At 37.7% G+C, this 24894-nt stretch carries 21 protein-coding genes, 1 rRNA gene and 3 pseudogenes; 13 read left to right on the top strand and 12 right to left on the bottom strand.

Features of this window, described 5'->3' with window-relative positions; genetic code table 11:
• Positions 1 to 57: 57 nt before the first annotated feature.
• From NQ564_RS02795 to NQ564_RS02775, 5 genes are all read left to right on the top strand, one after another.
• Complete coding sequence (locus NQ564_RS02795; RefSeq protein WP_008153509.1) at positions 58 to 789, top strand: pyridoxine 5'-phosphate synthase; 732 nt, start codon at positions 58 to 60, stop codon at positions 787 to 789.
• An 83-nt stretch (positions 790 to 872) separates the two neighbouring features.
• Complete coding sequence (locus tag NQ564_RS02790; RefSeq protein WP_129649751.1) at positions 873 to 1583, top strand: MotA/TolQ/ExbB proton channel family protein; 711 nt, start codon at positions 873 to 875, stop codon at positions 1581 to 1583.
• 82 nt (positions 1584 to 1665) lie between these two features.
• Complete coding sequence (locus NQ564_RS02785; protein WP_008145800.1) at positions 1666 to 2076, top strand: ExbD/TolR family protein; 411 nt, start codon at positions 1666 to 1668, stop codon at positions 2074 to 2076.
• Between the two features lie 102 nt (positions 2077 to 2178).
• Complete coding sequence (locus tag NQ564_RS02780; RefSeq protein ID WP_008145798.1) at positions 2179 to 3033, top strand: energy transducer TonB family protein; 855 nt, start codon at positions 2179 to 2181, stop codon at positions 3031 to 3033.
• 7 nt (positions 3034 to 3040) lie between these two features.
• Complete coding sequence (locus NQ564_RS02775) at positions 3041 to 3598, top strand: DJ-1 family glyoxalase III (RefSeq protein ID WP_008145796.1); 558 nt, start codon at positions 3041 to 3043, stop codon at positions 3596 to 3598.
• Between the two features lie 105 nt (positions 3599 to 3703).
• Here the strand turns inward: NQ564_RS02775 and NQ564_RS02770 are convergent, their stop codons facing one another.
• The 3 genes and pseudogenes from NQ564_RS02770 to NQ564_RS02760 all read right to left on the bottom strand — a co-directional run.
• On the bottom strand, positions 3704 to 4087 hold the full coding sequence (locus NQ564_RS02770) for a hypothetical protein (protein ID WP_129649749.1): 384 nt from the start codon (positions 4085 to 4087) through the stop codon (positions 3704 to 3706).
• A gap of 129 nt (positions 4088 to 4216) precedes the next feature.
• Positions 4217 to 5875, bottom strand: a pseudogene (locus NQ564_RS02765) (IS1182 family transposase).
• 463 nt (positions 5876 to 6338) lie between these two features.
• Positions 6339 to 7280: pseudogene (locus tag NQ564_RS02760) on the bottom strand (IS30 family transposase); the annotation flags it as partial.
• A gap of 222 nt (positions 7281 to 7502) precedes the next feature.
• Between NQ564_RS02760 and NQ564_RS02755 the strand changes: the two are divergent.
• From NQ564_RS02755 to NQ564_RS02745, 3 genes and pseudogenes are all read left to right on the top strand, one after another.
• Positions 7503 to 8438, top strand: a complete 936-nt coding sequence (locus NQ564_RS02755; protein WP_227963209.1) for a transposase — start codon at positions 7503 to 7505, stop codon at positions 8436 to 8438.
• Between the two features lie 125 nt (positions 8439 to 8563).
• Positions 8564 to 9376, top strand: a pseudogene (locus tag NQ564_RS02750) (GntT/GntP/DsdX family permease).
• 270 nt (positions 9377 to 9646) lie between these two features.
• A complete protein-coding gene (locus tag NQ564_RS02745; RefSeq protein ID WP_008153337.1) occupies positions 9647 to 10600 on the top strand; it encodes a glycosyltransferase family 2 protein in 954 nt (317 codons plus the stop codon).
• Here the strand turns inward: NQ564_RS02745 and NQ564_RS02740 are convergent.
• The gene (locus tag NQ564_RS02740; RefSeq protein WP_008153338.1) at positions 10583 to 11578 is read right to left on the bottom strand and encodes an O-fucosyltransferase family protein; all 996 of its coding nucleotides are present in this window, start codon (positions 11576 to 11578) and stop codon (positions 10583 to 10585) included. The genes NQ564_RS02745 and NQ564_RS02740 overlap by 18 nt on opposite strands.
• A 225-nt stretch (positions 11579 to 11803) precedes the next feature.
• Here NQ564_RS02740 and NQ564_RS02735 point away from each other — a divergent pair, with 225 nt between their 5' ends.
• The 3 genes from NQ564_RS02735 to NQ564_RS02725 are packed head-to-tail and all read left to right on the top strand — an operon-like array spanning position 11804 to position 13840.
• Positions 11804 to 12886 (top strand): glycosyltransferase family 4 protein, encoded by a 1083-nt coding sequence (locus NQ564_RS02735; RefSeq protein ID WP_008153339.1) that lies wholly within the window; start codon positions 11804 to 11806, stop codon positions 12884 to 12886.
• Positions 12887 to 12900: 14 nt separating this feature from the next.
• The gene (pssD, locus tag NQ564_RS02730; RefSeq protein WP_039848467.1) at positions 12901 to 13362 is read left to right on the top strand and encodes a PssD/Cps14F family polysaccharide biosynthesis glycosyltransferase; all 462 of its coding nucleotides are present in this window, start codon (positions 12901 to 12903) and stop codon (positions 13360 to 13362) included.
• Between the two features lie 46 nt (positions 13363 to 13408).
• Complete coding sequence (locus tag NQ564_RS02725; RefSeq protein WP_229091024.1) at positions 13409 to 13840, top strand: glycosyltransferase; 432 nt, start codon at positions 13409 to 13411, stop codon at positions 13838 to 13840.
• A gap of 7 nt (positions 13841 to 13847) precedes the next feature.
• On the opposite strand, the gene NQ564_RS02720 is transcribed toward NQ564_RS02725, so the two are convergent.
• Genes NQ564_RS02720 through NQ564_RS02690 form a run of 7 tightly spaced genes read right to left on the bottom strand, consistent with a single transcriptional unit; the run spans position 13848 to position 22225 of the window.
• Positions 13848 to 15092 carry an O-antigen ligase family protein gene (locus NQ564_RS02720; protein ID WP_087375787.1) on the bottom strand — a complete coding sequence of 415 codons (1245 nt, stop codon included), beginning with the start codon at positions 15090 to 15092 and terminating at the stop codon, positions 13848 to 13850.
• A gap of 27 nt (positions 15093 to 15119) precedes the next feature.
• Complete coding sequence (locus NQ564_RS02715; protein ID WP_008153351.1) at positions 15120 to 16112, bottom strand: glycosyltransferase; 993 nt, start codon at positions 16110 to 16112, stop codon at positions 15120 to 15122.
• Between the two features lie 8 nt (positions 16113 to 16120).
• Complete coding sequence (locus tag NQ564_RS02710; RefSeq protein WP_008153352.1) at positions 16121 to 17116, bottom strand: glycosyltransferase family 2 protein; 996 nt, start codon at positions 17114 to 17116, stop codon at positions 16121 to 16123.
• Positions 17113 to 18249 carry a CDP-glycerol glycerophosphotransferase family protein gene (locus NQ564_RS02705; protein WP_008153353.1) on the bottom strand — a complete coding sequence of 379 codons (1137 nt, stop codon included), beginning with the start codon at positions 18247 to 18249 and terminating at the stop codon, positions 17113 to 17115. Before NQ564_RS02705 ends, NQ564_RS02710 begins: the two co-directional genes overlap by 4 nt.
• A 9-nt stretch (positions 18250 to 18258) precedes the next feature.
• Positions 18259 to 19791, bottom strand: coding sequence for a lipopolysaccharide biosynthesis protein (locus tag NQ564_RS02700; RefSeq protein WP_087375785.1), 1533 nt, complete (start codon positions 19789 to 19791; stop codon positions 18259 to 18261).
• A 4-nt stretch (positions 19792 to 19795) separates the two neighbouring features.
• Positions 19796 to 21400, bottom strand: a complete 1605-nt coding sequence (locus tag NQ564_RS02695; RefSeq protein WP_008153357.1) for a GumC family protein — start codon at positions 21398 to 21400, stop codon at positions 19796 to 19798.
• A gap of 9 nt (positions 21401 to 21409) precedes the next feature.
• A complete protein-coding gene (locus NQ564_RS02690; protein ID WP_008153358.1) occupies positions 21410 to 22225 on the bottom strand; it encodes a polysaccharide biosynthesis/export family protein in 816 nt (271 codons plus the stop codon).
• A 216-nt stretch (positions 22226 to 22441) separates the two neighbouring features.
• Between NQ564_RS02690 and NQ564_RS02685 the strand changes: the two genes are divergently transcribed.
• Both NQ564_RS02685 and NQ564_RS02680 read left to right on the top strand, forming a co-directional pair.
• Positions 22442 to 23629: a glycerophosphodiester phosphodiesterase gene (locus NQ564_RS02685; RefSeq protein WP_087375786.1), complete on the top strand. Its 1188-nt coding sequence runs from the start codon at positions 22442 to 22444 to the stop codon at positions 23627 to 23629.
• A 39-nt stretch (positions 23630 to 23668) separates the two neighbouring features.
• On the top strand, positions 23669 to 24508 hold the full coding sequence (locus NQ564_RS02680; protein ID WP_008153360.1) for a CvfB family protein: 840 nt from the start codon (positions 23669 to 23671) through the stop codon (positions 24506 to 24508).
• A 263-nt stretch (positions 24509 to 24771) separates the two neighbouring features.
• Here NQ564_RS02680 and rrf read toward each other — a convergent pair.
• Positions 24772 to 24882, bottom strand: a 5S ribosomal RNA gene (rrf, locus tag NQ564_RS02675).
• Positions 24883 to 24894 lie beyond the last annotated feature (12 nt).

Genomic DNA, 24894 nt, shown 5'->3' with positions numbered 1-24894 from the left:
AATTTGCCGATACTTTTGTGCAAATGTAATGAAAGAAAAAAGATATAACGATATACGATGACAAATTTAAGTGTAAACATTAACAAGGTGGCAACCATTCGTAACGCACGCGGTGGCAATGTACCAAACGTATTAAAAGTAGCATTAGATTGTGAAGCTTTCGGTGCACAAGGGATTACCGTTCATCCCAGACCGGACGAACGTCATATCCGGTACAGCGATGTGTATGCCTTGAAACCGGAAATAAAAACAGAGTTTAACATAGAAGGTTATCCTTGCGAGAAGTTTATAGACCTGGTTCTGAAAGTAAAACCGACGCAGGTGACATTGGTGCCGGATGCTCCCGATGCCATCACATCGAATGCAGGTTGGGATGTAAGAACCCACTTCGACCAGTTGAGCGAGTTAGTCGAAACTTTTACCTCACACGGTATCCGTACCTCCATATTCATCGGAACAGATCTTGAGAATATTGAATGGGCCGCCAAGACAGGAACCGACCGTATCGAGTTATACACGGAACCTTATGCGACCCTCTACCCTCAGAATCGTGAAGAAGCAATCGCTCCCTTTATCGCTGCCGCCCAACTTGCCAAGAACTTGGGATTAGGTGTAAATGCCGGTCATGACCTGAGCTTAGAAAATCTGGCTTATTTCCATCAAAATATCCCGGGACTGGATGAAGTTTCCATCGGCCATGCCCTGATCAGCGATGCTCTCTATTACGGGCTGAAAGAGACGATCCGTTTGTACAAGGAGGCATTGTTAATTAAGGAATTAAAGAATTAAAAATCGACTATTCATTCTTTCATTCCTTAATTTTCAACTCTTTAAGTCTTTAATTATTCATTCTTTAATTTTTTCAAAACAATATGAGCATTTTACTTTCCCTACAAGCAGTAGGGGCACAAACAGCAGAACAGATGCCGGACCTCACGGCGGTAACAGCACCCACGGAAGCTGAAATCAATGTAATCGACCTCGCTTTTAAAGGCGGTTGGATTATGGTTGTCCTATTGTTACTCTCGTTGATGGCATGTTATATATTTATCCAGCGCCTGATGGTCATCCGTCGCGCCGGGCGGGAGGATGAAACATTTATGAACCGCATCAAGGACTATATCCATGAAGGAAAGGTCGATTCGGCCCTGAACCTATGCCGGAGCACCAATACCCCTTCCGCCCGCATGATCGAGAAAGGCATCACCCGCCTGGGACGCCCGATGAACGACGTACTGGTCGCTATCGAGAACGTGGGTAACCTGGAGATCGCCAAGCTCGAAAAAGGATTTCCGCTAATCGCCACCACAGCCGCCGGCGCCCCTATGTTAGGGTTCTTAGGTACGGTGACCGGTATGGTACGCGCTTTCTTCGATATGGCAAATGCCGGAACAAATGTAGACGTATCCCTGTTGTCCGGAGGTATCTATGAAGCGCTGGTAACAACGGTAGGCGGTCTCGTAGTCGGTATCATCACCCTGTTTGCCTACAACTATCTGGTTTCGCAGGTAGACAACGTGGTAAACAAGATGGAAGCCCGCACAATGGAATTTATGGACTTATTGAATGAACCTGCAAACTAAAGATTTATGATTTATGATTTATGATTTATGCGTCGATGATAAATCATAAATCATAAATCATAAATCATAACTCAAAAAAGTTATGGCTTTAAAACGAAGAACAAAAGTAAACGAAAGCTTCAGCATGGCTTCCATGACGGACGTCATATTCCTGCTGTTGATTTTCTTTATGGTTACCTCCACCGTCGTGATTCCGAACGCTATCAAGGTGACGCTCCCGCAGGCGCAAAAGCAGACAGCCGCCAAACCGCTTACACGTGTCACGATAGATGCGAATTTGAATTACTATGTCGCTTTCGGTAACCAGCGGGAAAAGCAAGTGTCATTCGAAGAAATCACGCCGTTCCTGCAAGACAGTTATGCAAAAGAGCCGGAGATGTTTGTTGCATTGTATGCTGACGAAACGGTCCCTTATAAGGAAATCGTGCGTATCCTGAACATCGCAAACCAGAATAAGTTTAAGATGGTGCTTGCCACAAGGCCAAATAGTTGAAAGTTGAAAGTGGAGAGTTGAAAGTGGCTTCGCGTCGCTATTCTAACTTTCAACTTTAACTCTTAAAAACTTTCAACTTTCACCTTTCAACTCTTTAAAATTATGAAGTTAAACAAAGATGACATATACGGTATAGCAGGTTCGGTGGCTTTTCACCTGTTTATCCTGCTGATTCTGGGTTTCACGGTCCTGAGGACCGTCGTGCCCGATGAGGATGGCGGTATTCTGGTGAATTTCGGTAATGTCAATGCGGCAGCAGGGACATTCGAACCTAAATATACCGGCCAGGAACCTCCCGAGGAAACGACTACTCCCCCTCCCCCCGTACCCCAGCCGAAGGTTGAAACACCCAAGGAAGAACTGATAACGCAGGATATGGAGGAAAGCGTCGCGATCGAAGAAGCGAAAAAGAAAAAAGAGAAAGAAGAGTTACGCAAGAAAGAAGAGGAAAAGAAACGGAAAGAGGAAGCCGAAAAAGAACGTATCCGCAAAGAGGAAGCCGAGAAGAAACGCCTCGCCGAAGAGCGCCGTAAGAAAGAACAGGCCATCAGCAACAAGGTCGCAGGAGCTTTCGGCATGGGAAGTCAGGAAGGGAACAGCCAGGGGGATGCCGAATCAGGAACCGGCAACCAAGGCAGCCCGTTCGGCAATTCCGACCACGGAGCCAATGAAGGCGTGGGAGGCTACGGCTCATTCAACCTGAACGGACGCTCGATCGGCCGAGGAGGGCTTCCCCGCCCTGCCTACACGATCCAAGAAGAGGGACGAATCGTAATCAACATTACGGTAGATCCAAAAGGAAATGTTATATTTGCAGAAATAGGTAAGGGTACTAACATCGACAACGGTTCTATGCGTAAGAGTGCTCTGGACGCGGCTAAACGCGCCAAGTTCAACAGCATTAGCGGAGCGAACAACCAGAGTGGTACGATCACCTATCTGTATAAACTTAAATAAGAACAACATGAAGAAAGCAATTGTATTCTTAGCGAACGGTTTCGAAGAAATGGAAGCCCTGGGCACAGTCGATATTCTACGTCGTGGAGGAATCGAAGTGACAACCGTTTCTATCACAACCAACACGGTTGTCATGGGTGCACATAATATTCCGGTCACGGCCGACACGACATTGGACAATCTCTGCCAGGGGATAAATTCCCCGGCATACGATGCCCTCATCCTCCCCGGAGGCATGCCGGGGGCATCGAACCTGAACGATTCGGAGGCTGTCAAAGAAGCATTGCTCGGGCAATACCGCGAAGGCCGTATCGTAGCAGCCATCTGTGCCGCTCCTATGGTATTGGGCGGACTCGGCTTATTAAAAGGCCGTAACGCGACCTGCTATCCAGGGTTTGAAACGAAACTGATCGGCGCAAACGTCACCGGTGAAGCCGTTGAAGTTTCCGATAATGTGATAACCGGCAAAGGTCCCGGATTAGTCATGAACTTCGGCCTCGCCCTGGTAGCCGCCATCAAGAGTGAGGCGGTAGCGGAAGAGGTGGCGGCAGGGTTGCTATTGTAAAGACGGTTCTCAAATCGCCCGTACACGAACTGCCTGTACTTGAAAATCAGAAAAACTTTAGTATGGATCATTTTTCCAAGTCCGATAAAGGAGGATATGATTTCGTTATTCACATGCATAGCGCAGCAACACCGGATTATCATCCTCCTTTATCATTTCAAAACCATCCTTTCCAGCCAGATCAACGGCTTCTTTTATCGCATATAGAGAGCCAGGGACAGATGTTTTCATCAATCTCCTACCCTTCTCCACCGACAAGTAAGCATATGAAGAAACGAGATTCGCATGTGGATAAAACAAGTTCTGTTTTTTATCATATAGTGCCATAAACGGTTTCATCTTTTCTCCCTTATATTCCGAAATTGTATAAAAGACAAAACAATAAGCATTTGTTTCAAACAGGTCGAATATCTGAATGCGCGGTCCGTCCGGTCTTACTTTCGGTGTAAAGTCCGCCACTATCGTCAATTCGTCATACCTCCATTTCATTTTACCTGTCCGAAAAAGCCATGCAGGTTCAATCCGGTTTCCATCCATGTGGTACGGGGCTGTGTCATAATTCCTGATTATGTGCAGCCTCTTTTTTGTGTCTATACAGCAATAAATTTGATTATGCCGTCATTTTTTCAAACTTATCCTGGCATATTTCCAGTTTATGCATGTAACAAATAAAAATAACCACGAATTTTCCATAAAAAGACGCTTTTCTTCCCTTTTTGTCCACTTTTCTCATCATTGAACATAGTTTCTTTATATTGAAGGCTATGGCAAAGAAGGTAAAATCCATCACGACCTTGTCTTTTCCCATATGCCTGAAACGGCGGTAAGCCATATTGGACTTCATCTGTCCGAAGACTGCCTCCGGTTCAATGCACCGCCTTCCCCTTTCCTTGATCCCTTCTTCTGAAGTCAATAATTCACAGGCCTTTCGCTTATAGGCATTAAGCCGGTGATTGACCCTGATCGTCCTTTGGTTGGCCTTGGCCTTGTAACAGAGGCAGCGCAAGGGACACCCCTTGCATCGTATGGCGCGATAACAGGCGCTCTGGGAGATATAACCGCCCTCCGTCCGGGTTTGCACCGTACCGGTCCGGGACATGCGCTGCCCCATCGGGCATATGTAATAATCTCCTTCCTCATTATAATAGAGGCTGTCGGGATGAAAGGTGTCAGGTTTATAGCGGGGACGGTGTTCCAAATGGAAACGATTGTATTTGACGAACCCCTCAATGCCGGCTTCGTCCATGAAACGGTAGTTCTCTTCCGAGCCGTATCCGGAGTCGGCGACGACCCTTTTTGGGAAACGACCGTAACGGCCCGGGAAAGAGCCAAGGAATGGTATGAAGGTCAGCGTGTCGGTCGGGTTCGGAAAGAGGGCGAAGTCTGTGATGAATTGGTTCTCGGAGGATATCTGCAAGTTGTAGCCGGGCTTGGTTTGTCCATTACACATGGCGTCTTCCTTCATGCGCATGAATGTGGCCGAGGGATCGGTCTTGGAGATGGAATTGCGGCCTTCCATCTGTTCCAGGCGGCTGTTATATTCCGCTAGCTTCTCGCCATGCCTCTCCAATTCTTTGAACATCTTGTTCTTTCCTCTTTGCGCGGCCTTCTCTTCCTTTGTCTTTGCCTCAGGTGCCGAACCGAGTGCCTCCTTGAATTCCTTGGAGATCTCGCACAATGTCTGGGGGTAAGCTCCAAGGTGTCAACATCGGCCGCCTTGTCTTGTGCCATCTGCTCGTTGATCTGCTGGAGTAACACACGGATTTTCTCCAACAGCTTCTCACGGTTCCTTTCCACGCTCTTGCGCCATACGAAGGTATACTTGTTCGCCTTGGATTCTATCTTCGTCCCGTCAAGGTACTCGACCTCAAGCGTGACAAAACCTTTCTCTACCAATATCAACACTAAGAGGGTGAATATATGTCCGATCTCATTCTTGACACGGTTACGGAAACGGTTGATGGTAGCGAAGTCAGGCTTCTGATATCCCGACAGCCAGATATAATAGATGTCCCGGTATAGGAGTTTCTCTATTTTTCGGCATGAGTATACGTTATTCATGTAACTATAAAGGATTACCATGAGCATCATTTTGGGATGATAAGGGCTGCGGCCACGCTCATGGTATAGTTTCTTGAAACCTGACAGGTCCAGGCTCTCGATAACCGACTTGAGGATACGTACAGGATCATCCTTAGGGATATCCCGGTCGATCCTCTGGGGAAAAAGTAGCGTTTGATCGGGATCATAACTTCTGAAGTGTAAATTTTCTGGCATCTTGCAAGCGTTTATTTGTCACTAAATTACAAAAATATCAGAACTTGGGCAAGTTCTTGCAATAGAAAATCAAGATAAATAACTTGATTTTCATATCTTATAAAAAGAATAAGACTGCTGTGGGAATACCGGCTTTTACAAAAGGAGCGCGCCCCAAATATGGGACACGCTCCTCGTCATAATTAAAGTTTCGGCTGTCATTATTATATTATTATTTATCCTTGTCAATCCCATATTACAAAAAAAGCCTGACACGATAAGTTGTCAAGCTACACATCCCGTATAGTCAAGGCTTCTTTTGCTTGGTTACTCTCTACTTATAATATCTCTTAAAACGAGTGACTTTGCAAAGGAACAATTTTATTTTATACAAAACAATTTTTTTAGACTTTACTTTATATGTTGGCCAGCATAAAAAAAGAAAGGGGGAATTTTGACACACCCGTTTTTGTTGCTCCCATTTCTCGAAAAAATACTCTTTGGGGCTTCTGAAGCCCAGCTTTTCCCGAGGCCTACGGTTGATCTTCTTCTGTATCTCCATGACGAAACGCTCGCTCACCGTATTAAAATCAGTGCCTTTTGGGATGTACTGCCTAACCAACTTATTGGCATTCTCTATAGCCCCTTTTTGCCAAGAGCAATAACTGTCCGTAAAATAGACGGTAGCTCTTAACTTTTTCTCTATGAGTTCATGGCAGGCAAACTCGCCTCCGTTATCTGTTGTTATGGTCCTAACGCCTTTGCCCCTATAAGGGAACAGAAGGCGGTTCACCACTCTCGGTAGGGAAGCTGCCTTCTTGCCATCGGGGAGCTTTTCCATCAGCAATAAGTTGCTTGACCTCTCGGTTAAGGTAAGGATCGCCCCTTTGCCCTCCTTGCCAACGATAAGATCCATCTCCCAGTCGCCGAAGCGGGTGCCATCCGCTTCCAAAGGGCGTTCGCGGATACTCGTGCGGTTGGGGATATTCGTGACTTTTGTAGGACAAAGACGGGATATATGCCGACGATACTTCATCTTGTGACGACAATGGGAAGCAAGCTCACCACTAAAGTCCGCACGTATACGTCTATAGAGGGTCTCATGGGAGATCTTATACCCTTTCCTCTTCAAATAACCGGATATTTGCATGGGAGACCAATCTTCTTCTACCAACAAACGCAACGCCTCTTTTTCTATGGCGCTAGGAATTTTACGATTGCCGGGGAGACGTTCACGCCGTTCGCGCGACATCTCATCCGCAAGGCTATAACTATAAACACGATGACTTTTATTGCGTCTGAGCTCACGACTTACCGTACTGGCCGACACTCCTATTTGAAGAGCTATCGCTTTTTGGGTCTTACCTTCTTTTAGTCCCAAAGATATTGCATATCTTTGCTCACGGGTTAATTGTTTATACTTCATAACAATACAAAAATAGTTAATCCTAAGGAGACTTCGGTCTCCTTTTTTATTGTATTGCTAATTGATTCTACGCTCTCAGGGGCTATGCACCCCTGCCGCTGGGCAAACCCGCAGTGGTTTTTTCATGGAGAACACACTGCGAAGTTGCACTTCTAAGTTGAATTTGCATTATTCTCATTTTGTAGGTCTTGATGTAGGGAAAAAACTTTCGATGCATCATTAATGTCTGCGGCCGAAAAAGAGTTGTCTCACAAGTCTTTTGATAACACTCCAGAAGGGATCCAATCTTTATTGGATTGGATAGCAGGTTATCATCTCTCTTTATCCAAACTCTTGTTCTGTGCTGAAAACATGGGAAGCTATGTCACAGAGTTATCTGTTTCCAGTGTCTCCATGGGATTTTCCCTGGCTTTGGTTTGCCCGTTGACCATCAAGAAGTCCATGGGCTTGCAACGAGGCAAAAACGACCGTATTGACGCCAAAAGGATAGCGAACTATGCGGTATTACACTATCGAAAACTAGAGTTATACAAATTACCTAACAAAGACTTGGTGAGACTGCGGGGATGGATTATTATACGTGACAATTTGGTCAAGCAAAAAGTATCAAACATAAAGTTATTGGAAACATTCTCCCAGATGGCTAAGTTGGCTGATGTGACAGAATCCATTTCTTTTTTAGAAGAGCAGCTCAAGTCGATAAAAGAAAAGATCCTGGAAGTGGAAAAGGATATGGAGCAACTAATAGCCGCCAGTACATCGCTTTACACAAACTACTTGCTATTAAGAAGTATAAAAGGAATAGGAATTATCAATGCCATTGTATTACTGTGTGTTACTGACAATTTTCAAAGATTTGACAACCCGAGGAAATTTGCCTGCTATTGTGGGGTTGCCCCATTTGAACATACTTCAGGTATTTCCATACGGGGAAAAACGCAGACTTCTTCATTGGCTAACAAAGAAGTAAAAGTAGACTTTACCCGAGCAGCTATTACTGCCATATCTTGGGATCCGCAGATGAAAGCATATTATAAAAGGAAAATAGCGGAGGGGAAACATAAAGCATCTGTAATCAATGCTGTAAGAGCCAAAATCATAGCAAGATCTTTTGCTGTGATACGAAGGCAGACTCCATTTGTAACATTAGCCGTATAATAAAAAGGTCCTTAACTTCGAAAACATCTTAGGTTTAGGAAGTAGCTATACACTTCTGAAGAGTTGTTATGTCTATATACGAACTTACCCAAGGATACGTTAATGTTCGTAAACTTGGGTAAGATTTGAGAGATATTGTTTGGAGAGGACTTAGAATTCAGCCCCCTTATATCGGAAACAAAATACAGGTTGCTCCTCCGCCTCACATAACCGAGGAGCTGGCAAAGAGAGACGAGACAGCCAAGGCACATTCGCTGCCTCCCTTTTGGATGGTGTCTTTCATCATCGGCATTCCATTACTCCTGATGGTGGTCAAGTCGATGATTGAATTATTCATCAAATTAGAGTATATGTATGAAGGAAAGTTTTACGAAGTTGCATCTTTCCTCGGTCATCCGTTTACAGCTCTAATCATTGCGACACTGATCTCCACCTGGTTGTTAGGCACATGACAAGGATACACGCGCAATGAACTGCTCGACATCAGCACGAAAGCTTTGGCTCCGGCTGGTATGATCATCCTGATTATCGGGTCGGGCGATGAATTTAAACAAATGTTAATCGATAGTGGTGTCGGAGACGTACTGGCGCAATCGATCTCAAAAACACAGTTTCCTCCGATCATCCTCGCCTTCATCATTGCAGCGGCAGTCCGCATCATCCTGGGCTCCGCCACAGTCTCGATGATCACAACGGCAGGTATTGTCGGACCTATATTAGAATCCTACACTCTATCGGACATACATTGTGCACTGATTGTCATATCCATAGCCTCCGGCGCCACTATCCTCTCCCACGTAAACGACAGTGGCTTCTGGCTGGTAGGTAAATACCTTGGACTTACGGAAATCCAAACACTAAAATCCTGGACAGTCATGGAAACGATCATTGCACTCGGTGGATTCGCATTCGCGTTGCTGTTCAGTTTCTTCGTATAGGATGTAAAAATTCAAATAAAACTAATATACAGACTCTTAACAACTAAAATTATATAACTGGAAGATATACAAATACTATTGTCGAAATCCCGAATAAGTAGTACCTTTGTAAACAAATGGAAGATCCCAATAACCATTGGGAAGCTCTGTGGAAACAAGGCATTTTATATCCTTATAGATGGAAGAATTGCCTCTGAATTCATTCCTAGGGGTTGCATAAACCGTTAAAAATGACAAATTAAATAAGTGTGATACAAAAACACTAATGGCATGGATACGATAATCTCTATAATAGTTCCCATTTACAATGCCGAAAAATTTCTGGCATCATGTATAGATAGCATACTTTCCCAAACTTTTAAAAATTTCGAATTATTACTTATCGATGACGGGTCACAAGATTCCTCTCTCTCCATCTGCCAAAAATACCAACAAAACGACAACCGGATAACAGTATTCCATAAAAATAACGAAGGTGTCACAGCTGCACGTAAATATGGCGTAGAAAAAGCAAAAGGAGAATATATCAGTTTTGTAGATGCAGATGATATTATACCAGAAAACTCATTGGCTCTATTATATAAAGAACACGATAATGCAGATATGGTCATTGGAAACTTTATAGAAGTAATGCCACACTATTCTAAAAAAAATAAATTATACTCTCCTCAAGTTGGTCGATTTAACGGTATTGATTATATTAGTTTGCAACTTGAAAACAAGTTATACCATGCACCTTGGGGAAAAATTATCCGTAAGAACTGCTTCAATGACGATATATTTACCACTCCACGAGACATTTTCAGAGGAGAAGACTTGATTATGAATATAAAATTAGGATTAAATATTAAAGATATAAAAATCGTCAATACAATTGTATACTATTACATGATTAGACCTTCTTCTTGCATGCAAAGCCGTAAGCCAACACTTGAATATGAAAAAATGTTTGATCGGTTTCTTATGCTAATCCTGAAAAGAAACAAACTAGATACTAAACTAAAAAAATCCATTCTTTCTCAGCGTATAGATGCCCTTACAGGCCTACTAACCGAAAAAATACATTTAGATAAAAATGACACATTTGTAAAAATGATATATTCTCAACTTAAAATATCATCCTTCGACATGAGACAAATTCTTCTAAAAACCTGCTTATCTCATCCATCTATTTTTAATATCCTTTATCGGGTCTATAGAAAACTTTCATCTATAACAACCTAAATCAAATAAATGAGTATACTCATATTTCATATTATTCATAAACATAGCGGCACAGCTTCCACCAGTATTTCCTCCAATCAAGGCTTGACACCGGGAAAGAATAACAATCGATGAAAAATATTCTAATCCTTTATAATAACTATCATTCTCTCTTTCAAAATTCACTTCCCGGATATAGGTACATTTATTTTCATAATAGTTATCATAATAAGAGCGTTTATTAATTAATATTTTTCCAGAAAATTCTTGTTTAAACCTTTCTTCTATTTTCTTTTCTTCTGTAGCCAGATAGATATAATCCATACGTAACTCTTTCATCTTAACTTTCAACAAAGAAAAGACCTGTTCCAGCGTCGGCTGTATTGGATGGCCTAAGGGTCTCAATGTAACATAATCAGTACCACGGCACAACACCCCCATTACACGTCGTCCATCTCGAAATACTTCTTGACATTCACGTTCTATATAGGTACTGGTTTCATCATTCAATTTCACAAAATTATCATAAATCTTACACCACAATTTCAAATCATTCTTATTATATATACTCTTAAATGATGGAGAAAAAAAACTTTGTATATTCTCATTTTCAACGGCCAAATAAGATGATTGATCTAAATAATTAGAAAAAGGTTGTTTCAAAAACATATCCCAAATATTTAAATCTGCATATCTAACATTAATCACTGGAATATACCCTTTATATAAGGAGAGTAAAACAATCCCTAACATATTATTCAAAAAGCACATATTAAAGAAATCATATTCATAAGCACCTTTCGTACATATATATAATTTCTTATTAACATCATCGACACCCTTAAAATCAATCGCAAACTTATATAAGCAAGCTTTATCAACCAAACTAACACCTTGAAATATTTGTAACAAACTTAAAGGAAGAAATCTTAAAGAGTGTTCAATTACTTCTAAAACATACTCCAATACCTTCCTTAAAAATCTTTTCAAAATCTTCATATTATTAAATCTAATAGAGAAAGTCCAATACAAAAGCACAATATTACACATATTTGGTAACAAAAACAAGAAAACATAAGCAAACTTACCCTTCTAAGTTGAATTTGCACCCTCTAGTTAAAACAAAACATTTTCCCGAAATTGGATTTTAGGTATTCGTTTTTTTCCTATATTTGTCAATAAATATCTGTACAGAAGCAAACAGGCTTCATTAAACCTTTAGAAATGAAACAGAATAAGCTCATTCCCAATGATCTTTCAAAAAAAATATTGATGGTAGGCATCAAACGAGATGCACCAGGAGGTATGGCTGCCGTGGTAAAAATCTACGATACATATTTTGAAAATATGCAATATATAACCACATGGACATTATCTTCCCAATGGGTAAAAGCATATTATGCACTGATTTCTATCATTAAATTCTTTTTTATCTTACTGTTCAATCCACAAATAAAGATTGTCCATATACAAGGAGCAGCAAATGCATCTTTTGAAAGAAAAGCAATTTTCATAAAACTATCGTCATTATTCAAGAAAAAAATAATATATCATATGCATGCTTGCGATTTTATCCCTTATTACGATGCAAGTAAAAAAAAAGAATGGATAAGATCAATAATTAACACTTCCAACCATTTCTTTGTGTTATCAAAATCCTGGGAAGAATATTTCATTTCAATTGGAATTGATCCAAAGAAAATTTTCGTAATGAATAATATTATTGCACCTCCGATAAAAGTTTCCACAAAAAAAGAAAGCGGAGTCATTAATTTTTTATTCTTAGGTGAAATTGGTAAGCGCAAAGGCATCTATGATCTATTACAAGTAATCTCCGACAATCAAAAGCTATTCAGAAATAAGATAAAATTACGAATTGGAGGTAATCTGGAAGAAGATATTATCAAAGCTTTCATCCAAAACAACCAAATATCAGATATAGCTGTATTTGAAGGATGGATTACAGGAGATAAAAAAATCGAATATTTGAACTGGGCAGATATCTATATCCTACCTTCTTATAATGAAGGCTTACCTATTGCCATTTTAGAGGCAATGAGCTACTCACATCCTATTATTTCAACTCCTGTCGGGGGAATTCCTGAAGTTGTTAAAGACCACCAAAACGGAATATTGGTCGAACCTGGCAACCTCGAACAAATTAAAGAAGCATTACTATTCTTTATCAAACATCCGGAAGTAATCGAAAACTATGGGCAGAAGTCTTATGAAATAGTTCAGCCCTATTTCCCTGAAAATGTATTTTTACAACTAAAGAAGATTTATTACGATCTATTAGAAAAATAAAATCGGTACACTCAATGAAAAAAATATGTTTTATATCTTCATGCGGAGGCCACCTGATGGAACTCAAACAATTATTTCCTATTGCAAAAGGATATCAATATTATATTGTTACTGAAAAAAATGAAGTAACAAAGAATGAAATCAAATCAGGTAAAAGTTATTTTCTTTTTCAACAGGAAAGGCGTAATTGGAAATTTATATTCATTTTTCTTTTTAATATATGCAAATCATTATACATTCTTGCAAGAGAAAGGCCGACACACATCTTTACAACTGGAGCTGGAGCTGTCTTTCCAACCTGTTTAATGGGTAAAATCATAGGAGCTCGAATTGTCTATATAGAATCTTTTGCCAAAATAAATTCAAAGTCTATGACAGGAAAACTCATCTATTTATTTGCAGACAGATTCTATGTCCAGTGGAAAGAGATGTTGAAAGTTTATCCTAAAGCATTATATTATGGTCCCGTCTATTAAATTATTTGTCATATTGGGAACGCAAAAATTCCCTTTTAACCGGCTAATGAAAGCATTAGACGAATTAATTGAAAAAGGTATTTATAAGCCAGAAGAAGTTTACATACAATCTGCCTACTATGATTACATCCCCCAAAAGGCTAAATATTGCAAACTATTACCCCCTGATGAATTTATCTATCTTATAAAAACAGCATCTGTCGTCATAACACATGCCGGGGTAAACAGTATCTTAACTTGTATGCAGCAAAACAAGCACTTTCTTGTTGTACCCCGCCTCAAACAATATGGTGAACACGTAGACAATCATCAAAAAGAAATAGCTCAAGTGATGGAAGAACAATTCAATGTTTTAGTACTTAAAGACACCTCAAACCTAGCAGATTATATCCAGATGGCATCTACCCACACATATATACCTTGGAAACCAAATAACCAAGCATTATTAGCGTCCCTAATCGAGTTTTTAGACAATTAAACAAGTATTATGATTTCAATTGCAACCTGTTATCCAGCACATTCTGTTCTGAGAGGATTAACCCTAAAAAGATCATCATAAAAAAGCCCCGATTGCTGGTAAAAGTCGCATCCGCAACATTTTCAATTGCCAAAAAACCAATAATAAGCAAGGACATTATTATCAGGCGGGTATCATTCGTTTTCATAAAAAACGAAAATGCCTTCTTTATAATATAGAACCAAAACAAAACAAATAGAACCAAACCTACTACTCCGAATTCAGCCAACGACGGGTAATAAGTATCCGCAATAAAAGCACTGTATGATTTACTCAATCCCCAAATATAATCGATTCCATATTCACCATAAATAGGAGAATAGTCGACTCTGGATGCATGAGTGGCAAAAGTACCCAACCCACACCCAAAAGGCATGTAATCTCCAAATATCTTAAATGATGTGGCATATAACGCAAAGCGAGCAAGTGAATCGGTACTTTCATCTCCCAAATTTTGGATAAAATAAATTTCTATTTTCTGCCAAGCAACTAATAAAACAGCGACAAACATGCCTACGAATGCAACTATATTTTTCAGATTTAATTTTAGATTCTTTGCTGTCCCGAAATAAAACACTAAAACAAAAGCACAAGCAAAAAAACCATAAAACTTCGCCCTGCCCGATAGAAGTCCTACAGATAACATTACGATAAATATAATTTTATCTTTCATAGTATAATTACTACTATATAAATATACCAACGAAACAGAAACTACTGTAGCGGCAAAAACCGTAGGATGTCCCATTACTGTAACTAAAACATCCCTAACAAAAAGTTGAGATACACCTAAAAAACACAAACAGAACCAAATAAGTAAAGATAAATCCTTTAATAATTTCCGTTGCCAGCCTGTAAACTTAGGAGCAATATGATAAACACAAAAAAAAGCCAAATAGGGTTTTAGCTGGATTATAAAATCCATAAATATACTTTTTATCGTATTACTTTTTATCTGTATCGAATAAAATAGATAAAACAAAAATACAAAAAGGATAAAGAGAAGTACTTTATTAATTCTCCATTCTGGGGTCTTGAAAACATAGAATATAAATAAGACAAGGAGCATTCCGGCACACAATTCATCAATCGCCTCAAAGCCGACTATTGTATAGAATATAACACCTAAGATCCAAGATGCTATAAACAGCTCAAAAAAATGTATATTCACAAATTTTTGCAACTGCTCTATTTTCCCATTTTCTGTTATCATATCATTACTCATATAAAACTCAACAAACTATTTCAATAGACTATTTCTCAATCTAACTACTGGAGACAACAACCCTATAACATTTGTACCTAACACATTATACAAAACAGAGACTATCACTTCTTTTATATTTCCAAACACGAGTAAAGAAGAAATAGATTTCATATCTAACTGTTTCAATAACTCTTTTCTATCTTTTACTGTAAAATTAGAAAGACTTATAAGCAAATAAACAGTTAATTGGCTAATCGTCTCCTCCAAAACACGATTTGTCTTTTCTGGATATATAATCATACCAGAATAGGACTTCAGTCCCTTTATTGCTGCAAACAAATCTAATATTTTTTTATATGTCAAATTCCTTGTAATCGAGCCATCCCTTAATCTATAAATATAAAATACTATCGGAACATACATTACCCGTTTCGCCAGAAGTGACAATTTAAAAGCGAACTCAATATCTTCAAAATAAACATGTTCTCTAAAATACAACCGGTTCTCAAGTAAAAGAGAACGTCTGATAAGAAGTAGCGGTATATAGAACTCCTTGCAATAAATACATTGAAACAAAAGATCTCCATCAATGATTTTATAAGAATACTGATACCTGTGTCTTTTCGTATCATCAAGAAGAAGAAAGTTACCAGCATCGTCACAATAGCGATACTCCCCTCTTAATACATCTAAATCTAAATCAATCGCTTTTTGCAATAAATTAGAAATAGAATCCTGTATCAAAAAATCATCAGAATCAACACATAAAATATAATCACCTTTAGCTTGCCCAATCCCATTATTTCTAGCAACAGATAAACCTTGATTTTCTTGATCTATCAGCGTTATATTCTGATATAAAGATCTATACTTCTCTATAATTTTGAGACTATTATCTGAAGATCCATCATTTATGATCACGACTTCAAAATCTACCAATTCTAAAGATTGATTATATAGACTTTGAAGACATTTATCTAAGTAAGCTTCAACGTTATAAACTGGTACTATATATGATAATTTCATGTATACAATTATTTTACGTTTAATCTTTTAATCATTCGCTTACAAAATAATAACACATATGGATTACCCACACGTATCAATTTGGACAGCCAAAAACCTTTTAATGATGGAAATGAAAAATCACGTATAACTGATAGTTTTTGAATTACAAATCGTATAGACAATACAGGATCTGGCTGGACAGAAGCCCAATCCAAACATTTCCCCCATGCCCAATACTTCATATGATTTAATATATATTCCTTCTTATCAAACGGTATTTCCTTAATGACTGCCAATCTTTCCATTTCCTTGATACGTTCTATCACAATATAACAATAATTATCTGGTATTCGGCTACTTAAAGTAATTTTTTCACCTGTATAACTCACATAATGATAAGGCTGTATATCTAATGAAGCAATCCTTGATGCTTTAAATAAACATTGATAACAAAAAATCGAATCCTCATGAATAGAAATATCCTCTCTAAAACGAATACGATTATTACGAACTAAATCCAATTTTATAGCCATAAAGCACATATACCCTAATATGCCATTCTTAAATAAAGAAAAAACAATATCAGAAAAAGCATCCTCACTCGTTTGCATAGATAATGGAGACATAATTTCCAATTGTTCTCCTGACAATTTCTCAACTCTACCTCCAAAAAATACCATATCATGGCTCCTCAGGGATTTTATTATCAAAGAAAAAAAATCTGAATCAACCCAATCATCCGAATCTATGAAACAAAGATATTCTCCCCTTGCTTCTGAAAGTCCCTTGTTCCGAGCTGAAGAAACTCCATCATTCACTTGATGAAAGACTCGAACACGGCAATCCTCGACAGAAAATTGCTCACAAATACCTCCACTAGAATCAGATGAGCCGTCATTTATCAGCAATATTTCAAAATCAGAATAGGACTGATGCAATATGCTTGTCACACATCTACATAAAACTTTTTCTGCATTATAAACAGGTACAATTACTGATATGGTAGGTCTATTTACTATCATCTTAATAAAGCTTGAATTGTATCATCCATTGTCCGATTATCAAAACACTTTTTCAGCCATCGCTTTCGATCTTCAGCATGACTATCACGCTTATAGACTTTTTCCTGCAGATTCTCTTTCAATTCATCCAATGAATAGACTCTATCTGCCGGTAAAGATTGATAATCAATTAGCAAACCTTTATCTTCATGTTCATACATATATAGATCGTAAGCATAACAAATAATATCTCTGTCCAAATACAAAAAGTCAAATAAGACAGATGAATAATCTGTTACCAAAATATCTGTTTCCTTTAAAAAGGGATAAATATCTGTTTGAGGAGGTAAACTTAATATCCTCTCTTTTACAGAATCAGCAATTGTATCATTATTACTATAATATCCTCCCGTATGAATTTTAGTCATTAGAAAATAACCATGATCATCTAAAAAATCAAAAAATAGATTTATCTTTTCAAGGTCAGTTATACCCAAAAACTGTAATTGATGTTTCCGAAATGTAGGAAGATAAAACAATATTTTCTTATTCTCTCTCTTTTTTTTCTGAATGAAATCTATGTAAAAACGTTCATCTTTTGTTAAATAAGAAATCGGCTCAGTTAAATAATAATTCCGAGGATACATCCCATGAATATAATGATTAGGTTTAGTATGGAAAGCCTTTCCTATCAATTTATCCCCAAAATCAGAACACGTAAACAAATAATCCGATTTCAAATTCCAATCTAATCCACTCCATACTCCAAATTTTTTTATCGGCATCCCATGCCAAAGGTTTACCATGCGAGACCTACGGGTAAGAACTACAAATAAATCATTATTAAACTGATCATAAAAAATATATCCAGCTCTCAAATGATAATAAATACTCATAAAAGAACGTTTCATATAGGCGGTATACCCAGCCTCATTCAACTCACGACATATCTGAGAGTCATTGGACAACCAGACAACTTGGCCTAAGCATATATTTTTTCTATATGTATTCAGATACAAAAAAATATATCGTGAATTATCTGCGAACCTTAAGCCATTCCATCCGGTACAAAGAACAATCTTCTTATCTCTTTTAAAGAAAAAAAGAAATAAGTCAATCAGACAAATAACAAATGGTCGAAAAAAATTTTTCATTTTTCTATTCTAAAAACCTATTTTTGTTTTTAATGCCATTAAGGGAACTTTGATTTGATTTTTTTCAAATTCATTACATCCCCACTTCCACATAAAAACCACATACATGACAGAATACAAGATTCCTTCTGTCAATACGACAGTAAAGGCTGAACTACTCAACCATCTCATAAACATTGCCATAAAAAAAGCACACAAAGCTGCCGGTATTGTCAATTTGAATATTTGTTTCCAGAAATAAATCAGATCCAAATGAATCTTGGTATGATAGTACCAATTCAAAATGACACCATGTCCCAAAAACAAAGCTACACTGGTAGCAAAAGCACACCCATATATACCATATCTTTTAGTTAATTCATATCCAATAAAAACACTGATGAGGGAAACGGCTACATTCAAAAAAGAACGAAATCGCTGACGGTTTTGCGCCTGTAAAATAGCAATCCCCAAATTCTGTATCAAAGGTATAGTCTGAGGGATCATAATCATGATTGCCAAAGGATATACATCATGATAATCCATTCCTGCCCAATAATAAATAAAATCACGCCCAAAAAGGGCAAAAGCAAACAAAATATAAATCATCACAAGATATTGAATACGTCCTATCCGGATAAACATCTCTGACAACTCCTTTCGTTCGCAACCTTCCGCAATCAATTGAGTCATCTTAGGCAGGAAAACTCCCGAAATAGCAACCGAAAAACTCATATAATAATTGCAGAACTGAACTACTATAGAATAGATCGCAACATCTTTTGTTCCACTCAACATTCCCAAAATAAACTGTCCCGTACTCCAAAAAGCCCGGTCAACAATAATAGTCAGAAATACATAAAAAGAATAGCTGGATATTTCTTTCAATAAAGCACCTTGATGTTTATTTTTGAAATTCAACCTGACATGCAAACGTGCAAAACAATACCAACAACAAATCAACAACGTTCCTATGTTTAGCACTGTCGTCAGAACGACCATACCAACAGCCTTATACCCAACGAGTAGTAAAGGTATCATTAGACAAGGCTGTAGGATAACTCGGGCGAGATTGATAAACTTATGAAAAATAAACTTTTCATAAGCCACCACTACTGACGAGAAAACACTGAGAGGAAAAGTCAATGCAACATTAAAAACCAACAGAAGGACCATGACACGAGCCTTTGACAGCTCCTCCCCCGTCATGGATTGTTCAAATAAAAAATCTATATTAAAATACAGTCCTAACCCCAAGAGAAAAGAAATGACTCCTATAATTGAATATAATATGAAAAAAAGTCCAAACAGTGAATATTGATCTTCAACTTTACCTTCTGCCCTATATTTAGCGGTATAGCGAACTATAGCATTTCCAAAACCAAAATCAAGTATTGTAAGATAGGCTACAACCGAAGCAACCAAAGAATATAATCCATACTCCGACTGCCCCATCATACGAAGCATGAAAGGAGTATAGATTAAAGCGATCAGATTACTCAATCCTAAAGTCAGATATGACAAAAGTACACCTACTTTAAGCTGTTTCGTGCTATTCTTCAAGACATTAAGAATGTTTACTATTTTTATATTCTATGATCAATGAACGTATTTGTTCTTTTCCGAACAAATATCCTACAGGTATAAGAATTGTAAATACGACCATAAATATTGCCGCATATAATTTGCGAGGCCCGATTGGTATATATTTCACATATGCTGAATCAAGAATTAATCCTTTATCTCGTCCATGGCCGGAAGACAAAGCTAACTCTTCTCTTTTTTGTAACAAAATCAAATATACACCCTGTAAAATTTCTTGTTGACGTTTCAAATCCAGGTATTCTCGTTCATAGGTAGGGACATTGCCCATCTTGTCCATAATCTTTTTTTCTTGTGATTTCAAATCATCCAAGACCAATTGATAACTTTTTTTCATATTAGAAATGGACTGAACAACTCCTTGACGCAATTTATCTACTTGATTGTTTGCTATTTCCGATAACGGGTTATCTGTAGTAGAAGATTTTATCAACTTCTCCCGTTCAAGTAGTGCTTCATTATAAGAACTAACAGCTCCTCCTTTTTCGCCTTCACCGACAGACAACATAGGTGGGATAATACTATACTTATTCTTAGGATCTTTGACAAAATCATCCAACAAATCAATCAAATATCCTTGAGCTTCCATTTCTATAATCTTTTCCCGGAACAATTTGACAGCATCCGTATAGAACTGAACGTCATATTCCATATCAGTCATCTTATTAGATATCTTATATGCTTCGATTGTACGCTCTATTCCATTCAAATCCTGCATCACACTCTGGACACGGCTATCCAAGAAATCCATCATTTTGAGATTTTCATCCTTCTTAATTGCATCTGTATTTTTATTATACTCCTCCATTAAAGTATTTAACAAATCAACAGCACGTTTTTTTTCATAATCCGTACAAGACAACTCCAAGGTATTCGCATTTTTAGAAAACTCCTCGATCTGAATAATTTCTTGCAAATCCTCTGCTGTCCATCCTGCAGGAGAAACCACAACATTCAACGTAAACGGTTTCTGGATTTTAGAAGTTTCTGTGCATACGATATCAAATGAACCACTTGGTGTTTTTAATTGTGCGGGTAATGATGCAAAAGAATAAGTTTCTCCAGTTTCTTTCATTTTCAATTTAGCACTTCCATCTGAATTCACCTTTATTTTAAACTCAAATCCATCTTTCAAATTATATTGAGTCACCGAATCCGGAATAACACGCAAAGGTGTATCTTCATATAATTGAATGAACGAAAAAGGTTGCTCATAGGTCACATTCAATCCTAAACGGATAGCAGTCTTTTTCAACAACTCGTTAGACGATAACATTGCTATTTCATCATCCAAAACAATCCCTGCCACACTACCGCCACCAAGGCCAAAAGATTTCATTAAACCGGCAGCCTCTCCCAATCCCATACTTCCACTGCTCGTTAAATCCTTATCTTCCTGTATTTTCATCTTAGCCATTATTTCGTATGTCTTGGGATACAACACCAAGTACAAGACAGCAGGAATAACAGAAAAACAAGCTGCAGCAACAAATAATTTCCAATGGCTTATATAATTAACTATTATCTTTTTTAAGCTAATTGTTTCATTATCAGTTTGAATAGATTCCATATTTTTCCTTTATTTGTTGTTTCTGTTTAAATTCACAATTGTAATAACCATACTTGTAATGATAGACACAGAGCTGATAAGAGACGTTAATACAGACATTGTAAACTGTCTGTCAGAACTTGTACGTGCTCGTTGCTTAATCTTAATAGGTTCAACATAGACTACATCATTCTGTTTCAAATAAAAACATGGAGATTCAAATATTGCAGGATCTGTAATGTCCATACGATGAATTTCCTTTTGGCCATCATTTTCACGAATCACCAAAATATTTTTTCTGTTTGCAGTCAAAGGCAAATCACCAGCCATCCCAATTACATCTAATATAGTAACACGATCATTTTTTATAGTATAAGACCCAGGACGATTTAGTTCCCCCATTAGCGTAACCTTAAAATTAAGTAATTGAACATTTACCAATGGATTTTCCACATATTTCGAAATCATCTCCTGCATTTTTGTTGCTAATTCTTGTCTTGTCATTCCTGCCACATGAATTTTACCTAATACAGGGAAATTAATATTTCCGTCTTTATCAACCAAATAAGTATACAATGATTGAGAAACGGATAAAGGCTGTTCGCCCTCGGTAGAATAGGCAAATGTTGGAGGATTAAAAGGTGTTACTGCAGCAGGATCCCAAGCAGCAACAGTTATAGATAATAAATCATCATAAGTGATCTTTGTTGAGTACGTTTGACTCATTTTACTAAGCTGTTCTGGAGACAAAGAGTCAACACCTTGAAAATAAACGATATCTTTTGGTGCTGAACAGGCAGACATTAAGCCACAAAAGATAACCAACAAATAATACTTCAACTTCATATTTTTTATATATTCTAGATTTTAAAAATGCAAAGATACAATTTTAGCTACTGCAAACTATAAAACAATTCTTATAAAATGCTGTTACCTTTATAAACGATGCAAATTTTGAGATATTGCTGCTTTGCTATAGAAAATATTTGGATAAAACAAAAAAGAAAATTATTTTAGAAGCAAAATCATATATTACTCAATGTTTGTAATTAATGATAGAATATGCAAAAATCATTTCTTCCATACGTAATATTCGCTATATGTATTTTGTTTCTCATTTCTTGTTCCCAAAAAGATGAGATTATCATCTATGAATTAACTCAAGAACAAAAAAATGTACTTAAGAATATTCCTCAACCATCTATTATCGCCCATAGAGGAACTTGTTATTGGGCTCCTGAGGGAACAGAAGCCGCCATGAGATGGGCCAGAAATGCGGGTGCAACGTATTTAGAATGTGATCTACAACGAACAAAAGATGGATATTTGGTTCTCTTTCATGATCTACGGCTAACACGGACTAGTGACATTGATTCAAAATATCCAGAACGTAAAAATGTTGCCATTTCAGATTTAACATTAGAAGAACTATTTAAATTAGATATGGGATCTTGGTTTAATTATACCTACCCTTCAAATGCCAGATCTTCTTTTAGCAAGTTGGATATACTCACTCTAGAAGACTTGACTATGATAGCAGAAGGATATAGGATACAAAGAGATACTTTTCAAAAACGAATTTATAAAAAAATCAATGGACGCATCATCACCTTATATGAACCTGACCCCGCCGACAATGGAAATAGACCTGGTATATACACTGAAACAAAAGAACCGGATTTATATCCTGGAATTGAACTAGATTTAAAAAAGGAATTGGAAAGATTAGGTTGGTATGCCGATAATGTTTCAAATCTAAAATCAATCAAGACTAAACCTGGACACATATATATAGCAAACACTCCAGCTCGTATAGTTGTCCAAACTTTTTCTCAAGCTTCTTTAAAAAAACTCAGACAGTCTTTTCCTCGTTTAATCCCTATGTGTTATCTTATCGGAATTGCAGCAAAGGACAATGTAAACAAAGAAACGTACGAAAAATGGATCAATTTCGCCATTGAACAAGGGGCCGTAATCATCGGCCCTAGTATTTACGAAAAAGACGGATTACTTGGTGATTTATTAAAACCTTGGATGTATGATCTTATAAAAGAAAAAGGCTTACTGATACATGCCTACACTTTCAAAAACAGGGAACAAATCATAAACTACCTTGATATGGCCGATGGATTTTTCACTAATGAGGCAGATGATTTACTTTCATTTCTCCTTAAATTAGGAAAACAGCCATTAAACAACTCAAATGATTATATTGATGGCTTGCATATTTTAGACGCATTAGGATATTAGGCTATTTTCCCGTACTTTTGCCTCAAAATAAATAGCAAAATGGTAGAGATAGGAAAATATAATATATTAAAGATCGTAAAAGATCTGGACTTTGGAGTTTATCTGGATGGTGGAAATGGAGTGGAGATACTTTTGCCGGCCCGTTATGTACCTAAGAATGTAAAACCTGGAGATGAAGTCGAGGTTTTTATTTACCACGACAATGCAGGTAGGCTGATTGCCACGACAGTTAAACCGCTTGCTCAAGCAGGAGAATTTCAGTTTATGGAAGTAAAATCGGTTAATAGTACTGGTGCTTTCTTGGAATGGGGATTAATGAAAGATTTGTTGGTTCCTTTTAAAGAACAAAAAATGCCCATGCGGGAAGGAAAATGGTATTTGGTATATGTACACGTAGATCATGTAACCGGACGTATAGTTGCCTCTGCAAGAATTGATAAATATTTGGACAATGTAATACCGAATTATACTTTTAATCAAGAAGTCGATTTGTTGGTTGCTGAAGATAATGAAATAGGATATAAAGTAATTATCAATAATACCCATTGGGGACTGGTTTATCACAGTGAGGTTTTTCAACGTCTGGAAAAGGGAGATCATGTAAAAGGATATATCAAAGAAGTCAGAGAAGACGAAAAAATAGATGTCAGCCTCACTCCTTTAGGATATCAAAAGGTCGAAGGCATTGCCAAGACGATTCTGGATTCGCTCAAAGCTCAAGGAGGATATGTAGCCGTTCATGACAAAAGTGAACCTGAACTTATTTATTCTCTATTTCGCTGCAGCAAAAAAGCATTCAAACAGGCAATCGGGGCTCTTTACAAACAAAAAATAATCAATCTCGAAGCTGAAGGAATCCGATTAATCAATAAAGGCTAACCAAGATTTCCCCCTACACGATAAGATGTATCATCTTACCCCAATAACATGACACATCTTATCCGTGTAAGATGATACATCTTCCAAGAAAGCCTTTGCCGGAAGATACTTAATCGAAAAGACATATACAAAAAGGAGCCAGCCTCACGACCTTCCCTTCCTACCTATAAAGAGAATCACCTAAATAAATATTAAACAATAAAAAAGCCGACTCAAAAATGAATCGGCTTTTTTATTGAGAGCTCTTTAACTCTACTTTCTAAAAACGGCGGCTATCTACTCTCCCACTTTTACGCAGTACCATCGACGTGGTTGGGCTTAACTTCTCTGTTCGGAATGGGAAGAGGTGGATCCCCAACGCTATAACCACCTTAATAACTTTTATA

The organism is Parabacteroides johnsonii DSM 18315, assembly GCF_025151045.1.
Taxonomy (GTDB): domain Bacteria; phylum Bacteroidota; class Bacteroidia; order Bacteroidales; family Tannerellaceae; genus Parabacteroides; species Parabacteroides johnsonii.
Note: the sequence above shows the minus strand (reverse complement) of the source record. Positions and strands in the feature narration are given on the sequence as shown.